Below are 20,894 nucleotides of genomic sequence, written 5' to 3'. Positions count from 1 at the left end.
AACTGGAGGCTATGTGAATGGTAAGTGATCAGACGAGATATTCTAGGCTCGCAAATATAACAAAAATAATAAATACAAAATTAGAACTACGTGAAGTATTGCAGCGTGTGACAATGGCAATATCAGAGGAAATTGTTAGGTGCGATGCTGTTGGAATTTATTTACCCCAGGAAGATGGAACATTTAGAGGGTTTGCAGGAAAACCAGAGACTATAAACGGCGTAACGCTTGATACTCAAGTAATTGATCCTGAAATAGACTTACTGGCAAAAGAAGTTATTAAAACGAAAAAAACCATCTATATTCCTGATACCTCAAAGGATCATCGACCGGATCCGAGACCGGTTGATGCATTCAAAATTAAGTCCTTATTAGCTCTGCCTATCTCATTTGGGCAAGAGTTATTTGGTCTGGTTTTTTTATTTGATTATGGAATTCCGATGAACTTAACAGATTCAGAAATTCAAAGTGTTGAAGCTTATGTAAATATGGCTGCGGTTGCAATCCAAAACGCAAATAATTTAAAACAAAAGGAAAGCCTTATTGCTGAGAAGCAGCTATTATTAAATGTTACACGTGATTTATCAATGTGTTCCTCGATACAGGAGAGCTTTGATAAATGCTTTTTTTACTTAGAACAGATTTTAGAAAGTAAAAATATGACTGCCCATCTTCTAGATCCCCTAGAAAAAACAACAATCAAAACAACGAAATTAAGTAAGGGCTGTGATTGGACAGAAGCGGATTGGACAGAGCAAAGCTATGAAGCCAAGATCCAAGAGGTTATTCAAACAAAAAATATAGATAGTAAGGGTCTATTGATGATTCCATTGGTTTCAATGGGAGAAGTATTAGGGGTAATCGTCGTTGGCAAAGAAGGAAAAGTTCACAATTATGATCATTCTCAACTTCAACTAGCAAAATCTATCGTTGATGCCACAGCCCCTACGTTTTCGAATTTGTTATATATGGATCAACTAGAAAGCATAGTGGAAGAGCGAACGAGAGAGCTAGCTGCTGCTAATGAAAAAGTTACAAGTGTGATTGAATGTATTACGGATGGATTTTTTATTTTAAATAATAAATGGGAATTTACGTACGTAAATAAGCACCAATATTTTCCGCAAAGAAAAACAGCAAAAGATGTATTAGGAAAGAATATATGGGATGTTTTCCCGAGTGAAATCGACACAATTATGTATGAGGAATTTCATCGTGCGATGTCAGAGCGAACTACAGTTCATTTCGAATTTCTTTCTACTGCAGATGAATATTGGCACGAAGTTATTGCATACCCATATGATGATGGTATTTGTTGTATTTTTAAAAACATAACGGAAAAAAAGAAATATGAACAGGAATTGAAAAGATTATCCAACATAGATTTAATAGGGCAAATGGCAGCAGGTATCAGCCATGAAATTAGAAATCCAATGACAACAGTACTAGGATTCTTACAGTTATTAAAAGAAGAGAATATCTATGAGAAACATAATAAGTACTTTCATTTAATGATTGAAGAACTTAACCGTGCCAATTCTATTATTACTGAATTTCTCTCAATGGGTAATACAAGGAAATTAGATTTGCAGATGTTAGATTTAAATTCAATTATCCGCGATATTATTCCTTTAATAAAGGTTGATACGCATAATCAAAATAAATATATTCAAGTCGATACAAATGACATTCCGGAATTACTTTTAAATCGTAATGAGATAAGGCAATTATTAATGAATCTATATCGTAATGGTTTAGAAGCGATGAGTACAGGGAAAGTTCTAACCATTAGCACTTACAAAGAAGGTCAAAATTGTGTGGTGCTTGCAGTGCGGGATCAAGGAAAAGGTATCAGGCCTGAAGTATTAGAGAAATTGGGTACGCCATTTTACACGACCAAAGAGAATGGAACTGGATTGGGGTTAGGTATATGTTATGCCATTGCTGCTCGCCATAATGCAAAAGTAGAAATTCAAACAGGATCGGAAGGCACTACTTTTTTTGTTAAATTTGATTATAAAAATAATAAAAAATAAGCTTATTTAGAATAGTTATGATGAACCGTATCATAAATAAATTTATTCTTTGCATATAAAAGGATAAAAAGACCATTGGACAAAAATTACCGATGGTCTTTTAAATATTATTAGATGGTATGTAGATTTCCTAAAATAAGTATGTTTCTATTTCCATAAAAATATGCTGTAATATGAAGAGGAAAAAGTATAAGTAGTTAGAGAAGTGAGGAATTAAAGGTGAAGAAGTTTAAGAAGTTTTACTTGGAGATTACGAGTGTATGTAATCTTGCGTGTAGCTTTTGTCCGCCGACGGAAAGGCAGAAGCAATTCATTTCTGTGGAGGATTTTGCTAAAAGATTAGACCAAATTAAACCTCACACAGACTACATTTATTTGCACGTGAAGGGTGAGCCGTTGCTCCACCCGAAAATAGATCAACTATTAGACTTAAGTCATGAAAAAGGGTTTAAAGTTAATATTACAACGAACGGAACGTTAATTAATAAGAGAAGACATAGGCTGTTAAATAAACCTGCGTTAAGACAAATGAATTTTTCACTGCATAGTTTTGATGGACATCCAGGTTCGCAAGATAAAGAGGGCTATGTAAGGAGTATACTTTCCTTCATTAGGGAAGCGACAAGTCAATCAGATTTAATTGTATCGTTAAGGTTATGGAATTTAACTCAGGATAATAAAACAAATGCTGAAATCCAGAAAAATAGAGAGTTATTATCTATAATTGAAAATGAATTTGATCTATCTTATCAAATTGAAGAGAAGCTTACACCAGGAAAAGGTATAAAAATTGCAGAACGTGTCTTTATTAATCAAGACTATGAATTCCAGTGGCCAGCATTACATGAAGAAGAGGATGATGGGAAAGGATTCTGTCATGGACTTCGTAATCAAGCGGGTATTTTAGCGAATGGAACAGTTATTCCTTGTTGTTTAGATGGTGAAGGGATTATTAACCTTGGGAATATTAATAATGATTCATTTTCTAACATTATCGAAGGTGAAAGAGCAACAAACATTGTCGATGGATTTTCGAAAAGAGTTGCGGTTGAAGAACTTTGCAGGAAATGTGGATATCGCAAACGGTTTGGGAAGTAAATATGAAATAAGCCCTCATAAAGCGAGGGCTTATTTTTTATACTTGATAAGAATGCTCTAATTTATCAAGTAATGAACCAACGTAAGAAACAGCTTTACGGATTGCATCTGGTTTTGACATATCTACTCCGGCATGTTTCATTGTACCACCAGCGATCAATAGCAGGTTGTCCTTCCTCTTTAATCATTTGAGCTACTGCAGTAGATGCAGTGTGTGCTGCCTTTTTTGTAGTATTTCTAGTAACGATTTAAGGAAAGGTTCAAGTTTTGTTTCTTCAGTTAAATATTTTTCAATTGTTCCTTCGCCGAATATGAGGATTTCATTATGAATAAAGGATAGTGCAGTATGTACTTTCGTCCATAAAGCAGAAATTTTGGAAGAGTTCGCTTGAATACTTGGATTTGTACGATCAGTAGATTCTTTTAAATTTGCATATGAGTACAGTTTTGTTAACGTCATTAAAAGCTCTTCTTCTAAAAGTAGGCAATTTAATAAAGTGTGGGAGCTAGTATGTAAATGCCCTTTAAATGAATCAAGTTTCTGTATATCATTTTCCAATGCGTTTAATGCAGTATGCCATTCGGCATCAGAATTATACAAATCGGATAAATTCCATGTTAGTTCAGCAGGTACCTCTGCGCGATTAAGACGATTTTCTATTACATTTTTCAAGTCGTATATCCTCCTTATTAAGACTATCTAAAAATATAATGATAGAAAATTCGGTTAAATTAAAATATTTTTCGTTTTTATATACAAAAAAGAAGGACAAGCATGAAAATGCTTGTCCTTCGAGTTAATTTAAGAATTAATATACTTTGTCACCATTGAAAATCGAGTTTTTCACGACAACATAATCTACAGTACGAATAGCATCTAATTTTGTTCCACCAGCGTAAGAGATAGAAGATTGAAGATCTTGTTCCATTTCGATTAACGTATCTTCTAAAGAACCTTTATGCTCAACGAACATTTTCTTACCTTCAACGTTTTTCTTCTCACCCTTTTGGAATTCAGAAGCAGAACCGAAGTATTCTTTATAAAGTTTTCCATCTCTTTCAATTGTTTCTCCCGGAGACTCTTCGTGACCAGCGAATAGAGAACCGATCATGACCATAGTTGCCCCAAAGCGAATAGATTTAGCTACATCGCCGTGTGTACGAATACCACCATCAGCGATAATTGGCTTACTTGCAGCTTTTGCACACCAGCGAAGTGCAGCTAGCTGCCAACCACCAGTTCCGAAGCCTGTTTTAATTTTAGTAATACAAACTTTACCAGGTCCAATACCAACTTTTGTTGCATCGGCACCAGCATTTTCTAATTCTCTTACCGCTTCTGGAGTTCCAACGTTTCCAGCGATAACGAAGCTCTCTGGTAAATGTTTTTTAATATGTTGAATCATGTTGATCACAGCATTAGAATGACCGTGTGCGATATCAATCGTGATATATTCAGGTGTAAGTTGCTCAGCAGCTAATTGTTGTACGAATTCATATTCGTCCTCTTTTACACCAACGCTGATAGAAGCGATTAACCCACGTGATTGCATATCTCTAATGAATGAGATTCGTTTCTCTGGTTGGAAACGATGCATGATATAAAAGTAGTTGTTCTCAGCTAAATAAGTTGCAATTCTTTCATCAATAATCGTTTGCATATTTGCAGGCACGACAGGTAATTTAAATTTATGTTTTCCTAAAGTGACAGTTGTATCACATTCAGAGCGGCTATTTACAATACATTTTGCAGGAATTAATTGAATATCTTCATAGTCGAATACGTTTTCCATCATTTACACCCCTAAAATACGAATATTTTATTTTTATTAATTAAAAATGTTCGTCCATAGGATAATTTACATTATTTTTATTAAGAAGTCAAAGGATTTCTTAACATTTTTTGAAAAAGTAGATTTTATATCTGGAAAACAACGTTAAAAACGAATTTAAAACGTTTTTTCGTTTGTATTGTTCGTTTATGAAAAAAGTTGAAAAATTAAGATAATTATACAAGGTTGTATGTATTCTTTTTATTTTTTTGAGTGGATATAGGATACTATGAAAAGGTTAATGCTAACAATACGAGCAAAAGATGTTATCAAGTAGTTGAACAATATATGAAATGAAAAGGTTTATTTCTATATAAAAAGATGAATCTGGCATGATTCACCTTTTATGTGAGGTTTCAAGTATAATAAGTAGGGTGATAGTAACGTATACAAAAGATAAAAAAGAAAATAATACAGAATAAAATGAGGTTAATATATGAGTAAAAAAAGTTTTTCTAATTATAAATTAAGTAAGGAAATTGTAAGGGCACTTACTGGGTTAGGATATGATCATCCAACAGAAGTACAAGGAGAGGTTATTCCAGTTGCATTACAAAAGAAGGATCTTGTTGTGAAGTCCCAGACTGGAAGTGGAAAAACCGCTTCATTTGGTATTCCACTTTGTGAAATGGTGGAGTGGGAAGAGAATAAACCACAAGCATTAGTTTTAGCACCAACGAGAGAGCTTGCAGTACAGGTAAAAGAAGATATTACAAATATAGGTCGATTCAAAAGGATTAAGGCTGCGGCAGTTTATGGGAAATCTCCATTTGCACGTCAAAAATTAGAATTAAAGCAAAAGACACATATTGTAGTTGGGACTCCTGGTCGTGTGTTGGATCATATTGAGAAGGGTACCCTTTCTTTAGAGTGCTTGAAGTATTTAGTTATTGATGAAGCAGATGAGATGCTAAATATGGGCTTTATCGATCAAGTAGAGGCAATTATTGATGAATTACCTACAAAAAGAATGACAATGTTATTTTCAGCAACACTTCCAGAAGATGTTGAGAAATTGTCTCGTACATATATGAATTCACCAACTCATATTGAAATTAAAGCAGCTGGGATTACGACGGATAAAATTGAACATACTCTTTTTGAGGTGATAGAAGATGAGAAGCTTTCACTACTTAAAGATGTAACAACGATTGAGAATCCTGATAGCTGTATTATTTTCTGTCGTACACAAGAAAATGTAGATCATGTATATAGACAATTAAAACGAGCTAACTATCCTTGTGACAAAATACATGGTGGTATGGTACAAGAAGATCGTTTTGAAGTCATGGATGATTTTAGAAAAGGAAAATTCCGTTATTTAGTAGCAACAGATGTAGCTGCGAGAGGAATAGATATTGATAATATTACACATGTTATTAATTATGATATTCCACTTGAAAAAGAAAGCTATGTACATCGTACCGGAAGAACGGGACGAGCTGGAAATAGTGGAAAAGCTATTACATTTATAACACCATATGAAAATAGATTTTTAGAAGAGATTGAGGAGTATATTGGATTTGAAATTCCAAAGGCGATTGGACCCTCAAAAGAAGAAGTTATGAAAGAGAAAGCTGCATTTGAAGAAAAGATACATGCTAAACCAATTATAAAGAAAGATAAAAATGCAGACATCAACAAAGGCATTATGAAGCTGTACTTTAATGGCGGGAAGAAAAAGAAAATTAGGGCGATAGATTTCGTCGGTACAATTGCTAAAATTAAAGGTGTTACAGCAGAAGATATAGGTATTATTACGATACAAGATAACGTTTCTTACGTTGAAATATTAAATGGAAAAGGACCACTTGTCTTGAAAGTCATGAAGACTACAACGATTAAAGGGAAACAATTAAAAGTTCATGAAGCAATTAAGTAAATAAAAAACTATCCACTTTAATAGGTGGATAGTTTTTTATTTATGATTCTTTTAAATTATCCACTAGTTGCTCCGCTAAACGTCTATACATATTACTCATAGTCACGAAGGATGTTAGTAGTAGAAATTTTTCTAGCTTTGTATCTTCTAAGGAAGAAATCTCATTTACTTCTGTAACACGGTTATTTACGTCTTGTTTAAAGCTTTCGACATTGCTTTCAGTAAGAGCAAGATAATTTTTGTATAACGTATTTAATTCGAATGAATCATCATTTAATAAGGAGTCATTTATAGTTTCTAATGAACTTTTTATGTCGTTAATGGAGAGAGCTCCCTTTAATTGATAAATTAGGCTAATTAAAATCATATGTTCTTTTGAATACTTTTTATTTTTGATAGGGATGAATAGTTTCCCTTTTGCGTAATTATTAATCATCGTTTTTGTTAATACTTTTTCATCATCAGTTCTCGTTGTATCTGCATAAGTATTCTCAAATAGTTGGACAACTTGATCTACATATAAGTCAACATTTGGAATATCCTCAAGTTTAATATTTTTTTCTAAATGCAATGTCTCAAGTAATTCATTTATATTTTCCACGTAGAATCCCTCACTTTTATAACTTAGCGGAACTTAATGTCTAATTAATATATCTTTAAATATGGTATTACGAAACAAATGAATTGTAAATGTTGACCTTAAAAAGAAATGTGTATATAATTACATGTAGTTATCAAAACTACATGTAATTATATGAGGGGTGTTATTATGAATGCTTATGTAAGGGAACCAGTTAATGCATTTACTCACTTAGGTGGAGCGATATTATCATTTATTGCCTTATTAGCTATGCTTGTGAAAGTTTCTATCAAGATGCCATCATTTGCTGCAATTACAGCTGTTATTTTATTTGGTATTGGAATGATGGTCCTTTATACGGCGTCAGCTGTATATCATAGTGTTGTGGCCAATGAGCGTGTTATTTACTTCTTTAGGAAGTTAGATCATTCTATGATTTTTATATTAATTGCAGGTACATATGCACCCTTTTGCTTAATTACATTAAATTCAGCAAGTGGTTTACTATTATTTTGTTTAGTCTATGCAACTGCGATTTGTGGCATTGTATTTAAAATGTTTTGGTTTAATTGTCCAAGATGGTTATCGACAGCAATTTATATTACGATGGGTTGGTTAATTGTTTTATTTTTTGCACCGTTAGCTGAGAATTTAAGTACAGGAGGCATTATTTTCTTAGTACTTGGGGGCATTTTTTATACAATTGGTGGATTTATTTATGGAACAAAGCCAAAATGGTTAGAGTTTAAATATATGGGGCATCATGAAATTTTTCATGTTTTTGTATTATTAGGTAGTCTTGCGCATTTTCTAAGTGTATATTGTTACGTAATTTAATAAAAAAACGCCACATAATTTTTATTATGTGGCGTTTTTTTATTACCTGATTAGAATCGTATATGTTATAAAATTATTATGGGATAAAATGTAAGTTTCTGTGTTCGCATGTTAAACATAGGATAAGAAATATGTGATATACTTTGAGAAGTTTATAATGAATGAAATATGGAGGACTATAATTATGGCAATACTTGTAACAGGTGGAGCAGGATATATTGGTAGTCATACATGTGTAGAATTACTAAATAGCGGTTACGAAGTTATAGTAGTGGATAATCTTTCGAATAGCTCGGTAGAATCTATAAATCGAGTGAAAGAAATAACAGGAAAACAATTTAAGTTTTATAAAGAAGATGTTTTAAATCGCGAAGCGCTTGACGCAATTTTTGAAGAAAATGCAATTGAAGCAGTTATTCACTTTGCAGGATTTAAAGCTGTAGGGGAGTCAGTAGCGATTCCATTAACATATTATCATAACAACATTACAAGCACGTTAGTGCTATGTGAAGTAATGCAGAAACATAATGTAAAGAAGATGATCTTTAGTTCATCTGCAACTGTATATGGTATCCCAGAAACGTCACCGATTACGGAGGAGTTTCCATTAAGTGCAACAAATCCATATGGTCAAACGAAATTAATGATTGAGCAAATTATGCGTGATGTAGCATTTGCAGATGCAGAATGGAGTATCGCATTACTTCGCTATTTCAATCCATTTGGTGCACACGAAAGTGGGCGTATCGGAGAAGATCCAAATGGAATCCCAAATAACTTAATGCCATATGTAACGCAAGTAGCAGTAGGTAAGTTAAAAGAATTAAGCGTATTCGGAAATGACTATCCAACGAAAGATGGAACAGGAGTCCGTGATTACATCCATGTTGTGGACTTAGCAAATGGTCATGTAAAGGCGCTTGAGAAAGTACTGAGTACAACAGGAGTAGATGCTTATAACCTGGGCACAGGCATGGGCTATAGTGTACTAGAGATGGTTGAAACGTTTGAAAAAGTTTCGGGCAAGAAAGTTCCTTATAAAATTACAGAGCGTCGCCCAGGTGATGTGGCAGTATGTTTTGCTGATGCATCGAAAGCAAAGCGTGAATTAGGCTGGGAGGCAACACGCGGATTAGAAGAAATGTGTGCAGATTCTTGGAAATGGCAATCAAATAATAAAAATGGCTATTTAGAAGTTTAATGATGAATATAAAAAAATGACCTTTGCATAAAAGCAAGAGGTCATTTTTTATTAAGTTTATTAGCGAACCTAGAAAAGAACGTTCGCTGTTTTAAATGATATGATTTTACAATATCGTATGCTAGAAGGTAGTAGAATGAGATAGAGGAATGTATTATTTTATTAATTTTTTATAGAAATTGAAAGCGTATTATTGAAAAGTATTCCAACACTTGTATCATTGCTAGAGTCCGTTTATAATCAAGGAATCCTAGTTCATGTTTTAATAGGATTAGTTATCATTGAAAGCGTTTTAAGTTCGCTCCTTTTCGAGGTAGGAGGTCTGACTTATTTGAATGAAAAATTATGTATGTAGTTTTAAATGGGAATAAAAATAATATAAGTATCACTTTATAGTGTGGGGAGGTTAAAAGTGTGAAAGGTAAAGATTTTCACACGAATATATATGGGTTATGTAGGATTATTACTTTCAGGGGCAGCTTTATTTTTAAATAGTCTTGTTATATTAGGGAAAGCAGAGATGAAAAGTGCGGGTGTTTTTAATTTATTTGTGGGTGCACTACAAATTATTATTCCGTTTTATTTGATCATGATTTCTGACCAAAGCAATTGGACAGTGTATTCATATGCGGCTACTTTCTTATTTGGATTAACTTATTTATATGTAGGTGTTACTTTTATAAAAGGAATGGATAGTAGTGGTCTAGGATGGTTTTGTATTTGGGTAGCAATTATAGCCTTATTCTATATGGTTGTTTCATTTGTTCAATTCCATGATGTTGTTAATGCGTTAACGTGGTTTATGTGGGCATTACTTTGGTATTTATTCTTTGTATTAAATACACAAAAGAAGAACATTAATCAATATCTTGGAAGGATTGCCTTCGTACAATCATGGGTAACATTGACTTTACCTTCACTCTTTTATTTTATGGGAGTGTGGGGAGAGGGATTTGTATATGAACTATGGGTTTATGTATCAGTAATTTCTATTTTGTACTTCTGTTATTGTATTTATAAATATCGAGTACGTTAATATATTATCTGCATAAAGGCATGGAATCGTTAAACTGATTTCATGCTTTTTTATATATTAGCGTTTTATAATAAAAGAGGTGGTATCTTATAAATCATGAAAATGGGGATGATGAAATTGAAGAAAGTGTTGGTGCTAGGGGGAACAAGATTTTTTGGTAAACATTTAGTAGAGTACCTTTTGCAAGCTGGACACGATGTAACAATTGCTACGAGGGGAATTACCGAAGATTCTTTTGGTAATGCAGTAAAAAGAATAATTGTCGATAGAGAAGATGGAAAGCTACTAGAAGAGCGTCTAGAAGGAAAAAGTTATGATATTGTATACGATAATTTATGCTATAGCTCGAATGCAGCAAAGATAGTATGTGAAGTGTTACGAGGGAAAACGAAGAAATACGTTATGACATCTTCAATGGCTGTCTATGAACCTGCATTAAGCTTGTTAGAAGAGGACTTTAATCCAAATGAATATGCAATTACATATGGAGATAGGAATGATTTTAATTATAGTGAAGGAAAGAGATTAGCCGAAGCGGTTTTATTTCAATATGCAACATTCCCAGTCGTTGCAGTACGTTTTCCAGTTGTTATTGGAGAAAATGATTATACGAAAAGGTTACAATTTTACGTTGAATGTATCGTGAACCAAAAACCTATCGCTATGGATCATGTAGATGGAACTTTGTCATTTATACATGAAAAAGAAGCAGGAGAGTTTCTAGCTTGGTGCGGAATGGAAAATGTGAGAGGACCAATTAACGCATGTAGTAATGGTGTAGTTTCTACGGAAGAAATTATTCATTTTATAGAAGAGAGGACGGGAATAAAAGCACTCATTCAGGAAGGTGGGGAAAATATAGCTCCTTATAATGAGGTAACTAACTGTACGTTACATAATGGAAAGGCTCGTGAATTTGGATTTTTGTTCCGAGAGCTGAAACTAGAAATAAAAAATATTTTAAAACATTATATAAATACAATGAAGTAATCATAAATCCCCCGGTGGCAATCCGGGGGATTCTGGAGGATTTCGACAATACTGATTTTACATTACCAAATTTACCTTATACGTACGACTAATGTTTTTGTGATTGAATTGCTTGTAAATACTTCTCGTTTACTTGGTCCCAGTTTACTGTATGCCACCAGTTGGTAACAAACTCTGGGCGCCTATTTTGATACTTTAAATAATAAGCATGTTCCCATACATCAATTACGAGTAAGGGGATTTTCCCTTCTTGCAAAGGCGTATCTTGATTTGGTGTACTCATAACAGAGAGTTCCTCACCGTCAAGAACAAGCCATCCATAGCCACTTCCAAAACGACTAATAGCTGCTTTGGAAAGTTGATCTTTTAAGTTGTCAAAGGTATTGAAATAATAATCAATTACTTTTGCAACGTCTCCATTAGGCTCACCGCCACCTCGTGGGCTCATCACTTCCCAAAAAAGACTATGACAATAGTGACCACCACCGTTATTTCGTACAGCTGTAACAATTTCCTTCGGTAAAGCATCTAAATTACATAGCAATTCTTCTAAAGATTTATTATGTAATTCAGTATAATTTTCTAAAGTAGCATTTAAATTGTTTACGTATGTCGCATGGTGCTTTCCATGATGAATGGCAAGTGTATTGCTATCAATATGTGGCTCTAGTTCATCATAGTCATATGAAAGCTTTGGCAATTGAAATGAAGACATAACATTCCCTCCTTTCGACTTAAAAAAGTTGGTCTAGGTAAAAATACTTTACCTGAGTCAAAAATACACCCATTTTCCATATAAGTCAATAGTAATTCCATTAATTTTCTGAAAAATATTACAATAAAAGTAACACTCTCACTTTCATTTGTGACTCCTATCCTTTTTGCTTATACTGTAAAGTAGCAGGGTTTTGTTGAAATAGAAGGAGATTGTTTATGAGTAAAACGAAACAATTAATAGAGGAAGCAAGTAATTTTATTACGATTTGTTATAAGGAGCTTCATAAAGAACAATTGATAGAAGAACGTATAAAAGAAATTCAAATTGAGATAGAGAAGACAGGGACATATGAGCATACATTTGAAGAACTTGTTCATGGTTCACGAATGGCATGGCGTAACAGTAATAGATGTATTGGAAGACTATTTTGGAGTAAGATGCACATATTAGATGCGCGCGAAGTAAATGATGAAGAGGGTGTATATAATGCATTAATTCATCATATTAAATATGCAACGAACGACGGGAAAGTTAAACCAACCATTACGATTTTTAAGCAATATCAAGGTGAGGAAAATAATATAAGAATTTATAATCACCAATTGATTCGATATGCAGGATATAAAACAGAAACGGGAGTGATTGGTGATTCTCATTCCGCTACATTTACGGACTTTTGTCAGGAGCTTGGTTGGCAAGGAGAAGGTACGAATTACGATGTATTGCCACTTGTGTTTTCTATAGATGGAAAAGCGCCTATATATAAAGAAATTCCGAGAGAAGAAGTAAAAGAAGTACCAATTGAACACCCAGAATACCCTATTTCATCACTTGGAGTAAAATGGTATGGTGTTCCAATGATTTCAGATATGCGTTTAGAAATTGGCGGTATTTCTTATACAGCCGCTCCGTTCAATGGATGGTATATGGGAACAGAAATTGGGGCGCGCAACTTAGCAGATCATGATCGTTATAATTTACTTCCGGCTGTTGCGGAGATGATGGATTTAGATACATCGAGAAACGGTACGTTATGGAAAGATAAGGCGTTAATTGAGTTGAATATTGCTGTACTACACTCCTTTAAAAAACATGGAGTTAGTATTGTTGATCACCATACTGCTGCACAACAATTTCAGCAATTTGAGAAGCAAGAAGCTGCTTGTGGTCGTGTTGTAACAGGTAATTGGGTATGGCTTATTCCACCATTATCTCCAGCTACCACTCACATTTATCATAAACCGTATCCGAATGAAATTTTGAAGCCAAATTTCTTTCATAAATAATATTTAGTGTAGGTTTTTTCTGTGAAATATAATTTTTTTTAATTACTGTTATGTAGCAAATGGAAGCCTTTACTCTCGGTTATTTTTGGAAGAGGCTTTTTGAACCAAGGAGTTCCTTATGTTATAATCAAATTTCTGTTTCGAAGACCTTATAGAAATATAAGGTCTTTTGTTTTGCTTTTTTATGTAAGAGGAAGAGATTCTTTCTTTTTAATAAGGGATTTGGCATATTTTTAGGGACAACATAAGTATGTGGGAAGTCGATAAAATGTTATGCATATATAATTATTGTGTTTTGGTTTTAAACAATAAAACATAATAAAGTTGTTTTTTTAGATTGCTGAGGAAGGAGGAAGTGTAAATGAGGATGAAGAGTCGAAAAACTGATTGGCCTGTATTTATTATTAGTGGTGGTTCACTTTTATTATTTGTAATTGCAGTTTTTTTGAACAAGGATTATGTAGAGAGTGCGATTAATAAAAGTTTCGCTTTTTCAATTAAATATTTCGGTGCCTTCTGGCAAGTTTTATTATTAGGTACATTTATTGTTGCGATGTGTATGGCGTTCTCCAAATATGGGAGAGTTAAGCTTGGAGGATTAGAAAAACCTGAGATTAGTACGGCAAAATGGCTTGCTATTATTATGTCTACATTACTTGCCGGAGGTGGCGTTTTTTGGGCGGCCGCAGAGCCAATGTATCATTTGATGACGGTGCCACCAATACATGATGGTATATCTGCTAGAACGAAAGAAGCAGTCATGCCTGCTTTAGCACAAAGTTATATGCATTGGGGATTTTTAGCATGGACGATTTTAGGTACAATTAGTGCGGTAGTTATGATGTATGGACATTATCATAGAGATATGCCGCTAAAACCTCGAACGCTTTTATATCCTATTTTTGGGGAAAAATTAAGAAAGAGCCTGCTTGGAACGATAATTGATGCAGCTGCAATTATTGCAGTAGCTGCAGGTACAATTGGCCCAATTGGATTTTTAGGTTTACAAGCAAGTTATGGATTACAAGAATTATTTGGAATTTCTGATGTGTTTACTACTCAATTAGCAATTATTGTTTGTGTAGTGGCCGTGTCTACCATATCGGCAGTAACAGGTATTGATAAAGGGATTCAAATTATAAGTAATTTAAATGTTAGATTAGCAATTGTATTAATGGCATTCATATTACTATTTGGGCCAGGTGGATTTATTATTGATTCGTTTGTTTCTTCGTTTGGATTTTATGTAAATGAGTTTATACCGATGAGCACATACCGTGGTGATACAAGTTGGTTAGGATCTTGGACAATCTTTTTCTGGGGATGGTTTATTGGATACGGACCAATGATGGCAATTTTAGTGAGTCGAATTTCAAGAGGGAGAACGATTCGAGAAATCATCGTTGCAATTGGAATTATCGCACCTATTATTACAACGTTTTGGTTTACTATATTAGGTGGATCAGGCGTGTTTTATGAGTTGATGAATCCTGGGTCTATCTCGGACGCATTAAGTGAATCTGGTATGCCGGCAGCTATGATTGCAATTACAGGGCAATTGCCACTTTCTAATATTATTGGACCAGCATTTCTTTTATTAACAATTTTATTTGTAGTGACAACAGGAGATTCAATGGCTTATTCCATTTCAATGGCAGTGACTGGAGACGGAGATCCTAGAATTAGTTTGCGAATTTTTTGGTCGCTTATTATGGGGGCAGTTGCAGCAATTCTTTTATATATGGGTGAAGGAAGTATTAATGCTCTACAATCGTTTATCGTAGTAACGGCAGTTCCGGTATCAATTTTATTATTCCCAATGCTATGGTTAGCACCTAAAGTTGCGGGAGAATTAGCATTAAAACAAGGTATTGTAAAAGAAGAAGATAAAACTGCATTCTTATTTCAGAAGGCTAGTAAATCAAAATAAATAAACACGTAAAAGAGGAAGCATCTTAAATGAGATGCTTCCTCTTTTACGTTTAATCTAATACTTTCCCCTTTGTTTCTGGTACACATAGTAGCATTGTAATTAACCCGATTGGGTAGATGATAAAAATCAAGGACAATGCTCCAAGTAGGTTGCCACCTGTAGCAAGTAAGCCAATAATAACAGGTCCAAATCCAGCTAATCCACGTCCTGTACCGAAAATAAAGTTTTCTGCGGTAGAGCGAGCCTCAGCAGGATAGTTCTCAGCTAAAATTGCTCCAAATCCTCCCATCATTCCATTTGCAAAGAATCCAAGCAATGCACTTCCCCATAATAATAATGTTGAATCTGTGAATAAGAAGAAGTAAATGAGACAGTATACTGTACCACCAATATAATAGATTGCAAAAGTTTTACGACGACCAATTTTATCAGCCAGAATACCAAAGATTGCAATTCCAATTAGCATACCGATGGTAGAAATGAACATCCAGCCACTTGCTTTTGCTAATGTATAGTTATATTTATTTGCTAAAATAGTGGGCATCCATGTGAAGATTCCGTAATATCCGAAGTTCTGGATAAACGACATAATAATAAGACCGATTGTTGTAATTGTTACTTTTTTATTGGCAAATAACTTTCGAAGTGGGAATTTTTTTATATGTTTTAGTTGTTCTGCTTCAGTAGTTGTTAATTTACCTGCAGCTTCTTTTTGCAATAGTTCCTTTTTGTAGCGTTGTTTTTGCTCCCATATTTTCGGTTCACTTAAACTTTTGCGGACATAGACAGCTAGTAAAGCTGGAATTAATCCAAATAAGAAAACGGCTCTCCATCCAAAGTGCGGGACAATAAATGCTGGAAGGATTGAAGCAACCAATACACCAAATTGCCATCCAAGTGCAACAATAGATGTCGCTTTAGCACGCATTTCTTTAGACCATGTTTCTGTTACGATGGCCATTCCGATTCCGAATTCACCACCAACTCCCATTCCAACTAAAAAGCGCAGAATTAATAATTGCCAGTAGTCTGTTGCGAAATAAATGAGTGCGGTTGCTAGTGAAAACAGTAAGATTGTGAAGGTCATTGTACGAATACGGCCAAATAAATCAGCAATAAATCCAAATAAATAAGAACCAATTAACATCCCTATTGTGGTAGCTAATGTTAAGTTTCCACCTTCAACAGGACTTAAGTGAAACTCTTTTAAAATATAGACAAGTACGAAAGATAATAGCAACATATCTAAACCTTCTGCTGCATATCCTAGCGCAGAACCAAATAATGTTTTATATCTTTTCGCTTTCGTCTCCTCTGTTGTTTGTTGTACATCAGTAGTGACGTTCATTATTACTCCTCCTTATTTTCTACAGTCGCTATGGAAGAATAACAAAAGACCTTCTCACCTGATATGATGAGAAGGCCAAAAAAAGCATACGTATCCCCAAAAAAGAACATACGTATATTGTATTCCGACTTCCTTCTCAACCTCACGGGGTTGGGTTAAAGGACTGTATTATATTACTTTATTTTTAGCACTCTTCTATTGTATTGTCAAATAAAGAGAAAGTTATTATGTGTAAAATATTTCAAAAAACATTTCGTTCTTCTTGACGCCGACTTCATTATTTTCCCATAATAAAACTAACTAAATAAAAAGGAATGAATCAAAGATGCTAAATTTAGTACTCATGATGATTGAACGAGTCGGACTTATAGTTATTTTAGGATTTTTACTCTCTCATATTAAAACTTTCAGACGCCTCCTTCATAAACAGGATGGCTATGTAGATAAGCTTAAGCTTATTTGTATTTTTTCGGTATTTACAATTGTAAGCAATTACACTGGGATTGAAATAGCAGGAAATACGATTATGAATGAAAACTGGTTACAAGGTGTTTCTTCGTCAAGCACAATTGCGAATACGCGTATTATGGGTGTTGGTATTAGCGGCTTACTTGGTGGCCCTATTGTAGGGGTTGGAGTAGGATTTTTTGCTGGTATTCATCGTTATATGCTTGGTGGTACGACAGCGTTAAGCTGCGCAATCTCTTCTATTTTAGCTGGGATTATAACTGGTTATATCGGATATATTTTCAAAAAATATAATCGTACAATTACTCCTAAGTTTTCAGCAGTTTTAAGTATTTTTATCGTATCTTTAGAAATGCTTATGATTTTATTAATTATAGAGGATGGAATTAGCGTTGTGAAAACAATAGCGATACCGATGATTCTTGTAAATAGTTTTGGCAGTTTTATTTTACTTTCTATGATACAAGCTATTTTGCGTCAGGAGGAGAATGCAAAAGCGCTTCAGACTCATAAAGTATTGCGTATTGCTGATAAAACGTTACCGTATTTTCGTCAAGGCTTAACAGAAGAATCGTGTAAGCATGTGGCACAAATTATTCACCGCTTTACAGGAACGGATGCGGTATCTTTAACAGATACAGAGAAAATATTAGCGCACGTTGGATTAGCATCAGATCATCATATTCCTTCACATAGTTTAATAACTGGTTTGTCGAAAGAAGTTCTAAATACAGGGAAAATAATGAAAGCAAAATCACGTGAGGTCATTAATTGTCAACATGAAGGATGCCCTTTGCAAGCGGCGATTGTTATTCCACTAACTTCGCATGGAAATACGATAGGGACATTAAAACTGTATTTCAAAAATCCTAACCAGTTAAGTCGTGTGGAAGAGGAATTAGCAGAAGGGTTAGCAAAAATATTCTCTACACAACTTGAATTAGGGGAAGCTGAGTTGCAAAGTAAATTACTTCAAGATGCGGAGATAAAAGCATTACAAGCGCAAATTAACCCGCACTTTTTATTCAATGCGATTAATACAGTATCAGCTTTATGCCGAACAGATGTAGAAAAAGCAAGGAAGTTATTATTACAGCTCAGCGTGTATTTCCGTTGTAATTTGCAAGGAGCACGTCAGTTATTGATTCCGCTAGAACAAGAATTAAACCATGTACAGGCATACTTATCACTAGAACAAGCACGGTTCCCAAATAAGTATGAGGTAAAGATGTATATTGAGGATGAGCTAAAGACAATTTTAGTACCACCATTTGTTCTTCAACTATTGGTTGAAAATGCATTGCGACACGCTTTTCCGAAGAAGCAACCAGTATGCGAAGTGGAAGTGCATGTTTTTGAAAAAGAGGGTATGGTTCACTTTGAAGTAAAAGATAATGGACAGGGAATTGAGGAAGAACGTTTAGAACAATTAGGAAAGATGGTAGTTTCGTCAAAGAAAGGGACTGGAACAGCTTTATATAATATTAACGAACGTCTTATTGGTTTATTTGGGAAAGAAACCATGCTTCATATCGAAAGTGAATTAAATAAAGGGACGGAGATTACCTTTATTATTCCAAAAAAAGTAGGGGAGGAAGAACCGGGTGTTAAAAGTATTAGTAGTTGACGATGAAATGTTAGCACGTGATGAACTAAAGTATCTATTAGAGAGGACGAAAGAAGTTGAGATAGTTGGTGAGGCTGATTGTGTGGAAGACGCATTAGAAGAACTAATGCAAAGTAGACCAGATATTGTGTTTTTAGATATTCAATTATCCGATGATAACGGATTTGAAATCGCGAATATATTAAAGAAGATGAAAAATCCACCTGCAATTGTATTTGCTACGGCCTATGATCAATATGCGTTGCAAGCATTTGAAGTAGATGCGTTAGACTACATTTTAAAACCATTTGATGAAGAGCGTATTGTGCAGACATTAAAGAAGTATAAAAAACAAAAACAAGCGCAAACAGAAACGAAGCACGAAATAAAGGGGACAGATGTAACAGCAGAGATGCATAAATTAGCATTACCAATTGAAGAATCAATCGTACTTGTGAATATTGAAGATATTATATATGTAGGGCTTGTAGATGGGAAAGTAACAGTAAAAACAATGAGGGAAACGTATGTAACACATGATACACTTGTAATTTTAGAGAAGAAGTTACCACAAGCAAGCTTCATGCGTGTACACCGTAGCTTTATTGCGAATATTAATCATATTACTGAAATTCAGCCATGGTTCAATTCTACTTATAATTTAATTATGAAAGAAGGATCGAAAGTACCTGTTAGCCGTACATATGCAAAAGAACTCAAGAAGCTGCTTCGTATTTAAGAAGCAGCTTTTGTATTTCATCCTTTTATATTTGTAACTGATTCTGTATATTTGACGTTCTGTTATGTAAACGCTTACTTATTCGTTTACATCCTATACAATAAAGGTACCAAATCGAAAGAGGTGGCCAAAATGAGTACGAAAAAAGTATATAGTTTCTTATCACAAGCATTCATATTCTCAGCTATTATGTTAATTTCTAATATTATTGCAACACATTTACCAATTCCAATGCCTTCATCGGTAATCGGGTTAGTTATTTTATTTAGTCTATTATGTTTAAAAGTTATTAAATTGGAGCAAGTTGAATCACTTGGAACAGCTTTAACAGGTATTATTGGATTCTTATTCGTCCCATCAGGTATTTCAGTTATTAATTCTCTTGGTGTAATGGGGCAGTACTTTGTACAAATTTTAACTGTAATTGTTGTCGCAACAGTTATTTTACTCGCTGTAACAGGATTATTTGCACAATTCATTTTAGGAAAAGATGAGAAAGAAACAGAAGATACAAAAGAATTGAAAGTAGTAAATAAAGGACGCAAGCACGGAAAGGTTGCGTAACCACTACATTTATATATTGTTAGGAGGTAATGAACATGGCAAGCACAATGACTCCATATTTCGGAATCGTCGTTTCATTAATCGCATACGGGATCGGAACATTATTATTCAAGCATTCAAAAGGATTCTTTTTATTTACACCATTATTCGTAGCGATGGTATTAGGGATTGTCTTTCTAAAGGTAGGTAACTTTACTTTTGAAGAATATAATACTGGCGGAAAAATGATTAGTTTCTTCTTAGAACCAGCAACAATTGCATTCGCTATCCCACTATATAAACAAGTAGATAAGTTAAAAAAATATTGGTGGCAAATCTTATCGGCTATCGTGGTTGGATCTATTTGCTCAGTAATTGTCGTGTTCATTGTTGCAAAAGCAATCGGTTTAGATACAGCAGTAATGAATTCAATGTTACCACAAGCAGCAACAACAGCAATTGCGTTACCAATTTCAGAAAGTATTGGTGGTATTCCAGCAATTACATCTTTTGCAGTTATTTTTAACGCAGTTATCGTATACGCATTAGGGGCATTATTCTTAAAAACATTTAGAGTGAAACATCCGATTGCAAAAGGTTTAGCACTTGGAACAGCGGGCCATGCATTAGGAGTTGCAGTAGGAATTGAAATGGGTGAGGTAGAGGCAGCGATGGCAAGTATTGCTGTAACGGTAGTTGGGGTTGTAACAGTAGTTGTCATCCCAATGTTTATGCCATTCATTGGATAGTAAAACTGACTT

General features: G+C 34.2%; 18 protein-coding genes and 1 pseudogene. 13 read left to right on the top strand and 6 right to left on the bottom strand.

Annotation, left to right across the window (positions count from 1 at the left end):
* The first annotated feature begins 17 nt into the window (after nucleotides 1-17).
* Together AC0OM3_RS20145 and AC0OM3_RS20140 are read left to right on the top strand one after the other, a co-directional pair.
* A complete protein-coding gene (locus AC0OM3_RS20145) occupies nucleotides 18-2,036 on the top strand; it encodes a GAF domain-containing sensor histidine kinase (protein ID WP_474212818.1) in 2,019 nt (672 codons plus the stop codon).
* A 219-nt stretch (nucleotides 2,037-2,255) separates the two neighbouring features.
* Entirely contained in the window at nucleotides 2,256-3,134 is an 879-nt protein-coding gene (locus tag AC0OM3_RS20140; RefSeq protein ID WP_000713633.1) for a radical SAM/SPASM domain-containing protein, read from the top strand.
* 37 nt (nucleotides 3,135-3,171) lie between these two features.
* On the opposite strand, the gene AC0OM3_RS20135 is transcribed toward AC0OM3_RS20140, so the two are convergent.
* From AC0OM3_RS20135 to guaC, 3 genes and pseudogenes are all read right to left on the bottom strand, one after another.
* Nucleotides 3,172-3,276: an oligoendopeptidase F gene (locus AC0OM3_RS20135; RefSeq protein WP_230876865.1), complete on the bottom strand. Its 105-nt coding sequence runs from the start codon at nucleotides 3,274-3,276 to the stop codon at nucleotides 3,172-3,174.
* 66 nt (nucleotides 3,277-3,342) lie between these two features.
* Nucleotides 3,343-3,807, bottom strand: a pseudogene (locus AC0OM3_RS20130) (oligoendopeptidase F); the annotation flags it as partial.
* Between the two features lie 136 nt (nucleotides 3,808-3,943).
* Entirely contained in the window at nucleotides 3,944-4,927 is a 984-nt protein-coding gene (gene guaC / locus AC0OM3_RS20125) for a GMP reductase (protein WP_000432447.1), read from the bottom strand.
* 475 nt (nucleotides 4,928-5,402) lie between these two features.
* On the opposite strand from guaC, the gene AC0OM3_RS20120 reads away from it, so the two are divergent.
* Entirely contained in the window at nucleotides 5,403-6,848 is a 1,446-nt protein-coding gene (locus AC0OM3_RS20120) for a DEAD/DEAH box helicase (RefSeq protein ID WP_000039366.1), read from the top strand.
* A gap of 40 nt (nucleotides 6,849-6,888) precedes the next feature.
* Here AC0OM3_RS20120 and AC0OM3_RS20115 read toward each other — a convergent pair whose 3' ends face one another.
* On the bottom strand, nucleotides 6,889-7,449 hold the full coding sequence (locus tag AC0OM3_RS20115; protein WP_000427881.1) for a DUF1836 domain-containing protein: 561 nt from the start codon (nucleotides 7,447-7,449) through the stop codon (nucleotides 6,889-6,891).
* Nucleotides 7,450-7,617: 168 nt separating this feature from the next.
* Between AC0OM3_RS20115 and trhA the strand changes: the two genes are divergently transcribed.
* From trhA to AC0OM3_RS20095, 4 genes are all read left to right on the top strand, one after another.
* On the top strand, nucleotides 7,618-8,265 hold the full coding sequence (gene trhA, locus AC0OM3_RS20110; protein WP_000995363.1) for a PAQR family membrane homeostasis protein TrhA: 648 nt from the start codon (nucleotides 7,618-7,620) through the stop codon (nucleotides 8,263-8,265).
* A 184-nt stretch (nucleotides 8,266-8,449) separates the two neighbouring features.
* Entirely contained in the window at nucleotides 8,450-9,466 is a 1,017-nt protein-coding gene (gene galE, locus AC0OM3_RS20105; protein WP_000996543.1) for a UDP-glucose 4-epimerase GalE, read from the top strand.
* A 445-nt stretch (nucleotides 9,467-9,911) separates the two neighbouring features.
* On the top strand, nucleotides 9,912-10,502 hold the full coding sequence (locus AC0OM3_RS20100) for an AmiS/UreI family transporter (protein WP_000542569.1): 591 nt from the start codon (nucleotides 9,912-9,914) through the stop codon (nucleotides 10,500-10,502).
* Nucleotides 10,503-10,598: 96 nt separating this feature from the next.
* The gene (locus AC0OM3_RS20095) at nucleotides 10,599-11,492 is read left to right on the top strand and encodes an NAD-dependent epimerase/dehydratase family protein (RefSeq protein ID WP_199718102.1); all 894 of its coding nucleotides are present in this window, start codon (nucleotides 10,599-10,601) and stop codon (nucleotides 11,490-11,492) included.
* Nucleotides 11,493-11,580: 88 nt separating this feature from the next.
* Here AC0OM3_RS20095 and sodA read toward each other — a convergent pair whose 3' ends face one another.
* Nucleotides 11,581-12,207 carry a superoxide dismutase [Mn] gene (gene sodA / locus AC0OM3_RS20090; RefSeq protein ID WP_000094035.1) on the bottom strand — a complete coding sequence of 209 codons (627 nt, stop codon included), beginning with the start codon at nucleotides 12,205-12,207 and terminating at the stop codon, nucleotides 11,581-11,583.
* Nucleotides 12,208-12,425: 218 nt separating this feature from the next.
* Here sodA and AC0OM3_RS20085 point away from each other — a divergent pair, with 218 nt between their 5' ends.
* Both AC0OM3_RS20085 and AC0OM3_RS20080 read left to right on the top strand, forming a co-directional pair.
* On the top strand, nucleotides 12,426-13,496 hold the full coding sequence (locus tag AC0OM3_RS20085; protein ID WP_474212811.1) for a nitric oxide synthase oxygenase: 1,071 nt from the start codon (nucleotides 12,426-12,428) through the stop codon (nucleotides 13,494-13,496).
* Between the two features lie 361 nt (nucleotides 13,497-13,857).
* Nucleotides 13,858-15,426, top strand: coding sequence for a BCCT family transporter (locus tag AC0OM3_RS20080; RefSeq protein ID WP_474212810.1), 1,569 nt, complete (start codon nucleotides 13,858-13,860; stop codon nucleotides 15,424-15,426).
* 52 nt (nucleotides 15,427-15,478) lie between these two features.
* Here the strand turns inward: AC0OM3_RS20080 and AC0OM3_RS20075 are convergent, their stop codons facing one another.
* On the bottom strand, nucleotides 15,479-16,777 hold the full coding sequence (locus AC0OM3_RS20075; protein WP_474212808.1) for an MFS transporter: 1,299 nt from the start codon (nucleotides 16,775-16,777) through the stop codon (nucleotides 15,479-15,481).
* A gap of 325 nt (nucleotides 16,778-17,102) precedes the next feature.
* Here AC0OM3_RS20075 and lytS point away from each other — a divergent pair, with 325 nt between their 5' ends.
* The 4 genes from lytS (at nucleotide 17,103) to lrgB (ending at nucleotide 20,882) form a co-directional block, all read left to right on the top strand.
* Nucleotides 17,103-18,872, top strand: coding sequence for a two-component system sensor histidine kinase LytS (gene lytS, locus AC0OM3_RS20070; RefSeq protein ID WP_000933584.1), 1,770 nt, complete (start codon nucleotides 17,103-17,105; stop codon nucleotides 18,870-18,872).
* Nucleotides 18,850-19,590 (top strand): LytR/AlgR family response regulator transcription factor, encoded by a 741-nt coding sequence (locus AC0OM3_RS20065; protein WP_000921850.1) that lies wholly within the window; start codon nucleotides 18,850-18,852, stop codon nucleotides 19,588-19,590. Before lytS ends, AC0OM3_RS20065 begins: the two co-directional genes overlap by 23 nt.
* Nucleotides 19,591-19,722: 132 nt before the next feature.
* A complete protein-coding gene (gene lrgA, locus AC0OM3_RS20060) occupies nucleotides 19,723-20,154 on the top strand; it encodes an antiholin-like murein hydrolase modulator LrgA (RefSeq protein ID WP_000104901.1) in 432 nt (143 codons plus the stop codon).
* Between the two features lie 35 nt (nucleotides 20,155-20,189).
* Entirely contained in the window at nucleotides 20,190-20,882 is a 693-nt protein-coding gene (lrgB, locus tag AC0OM3_RS20055; protein ID WP_000168869.1) for an antiholin-like protein LrgB, read from the top strand.
* The last annotated feature ends 12 nt before the right edge of the window (nucleotides 20,883-20,894 follow it).

The organism is Bacillus sp. FAU20 (assembly GCF_056033865.1).
The sequence above is the reverse complement of the archived record's forward strand: the minus strand, read 5'-3'. Positions and strand labels throughout refer to the sequence as shown.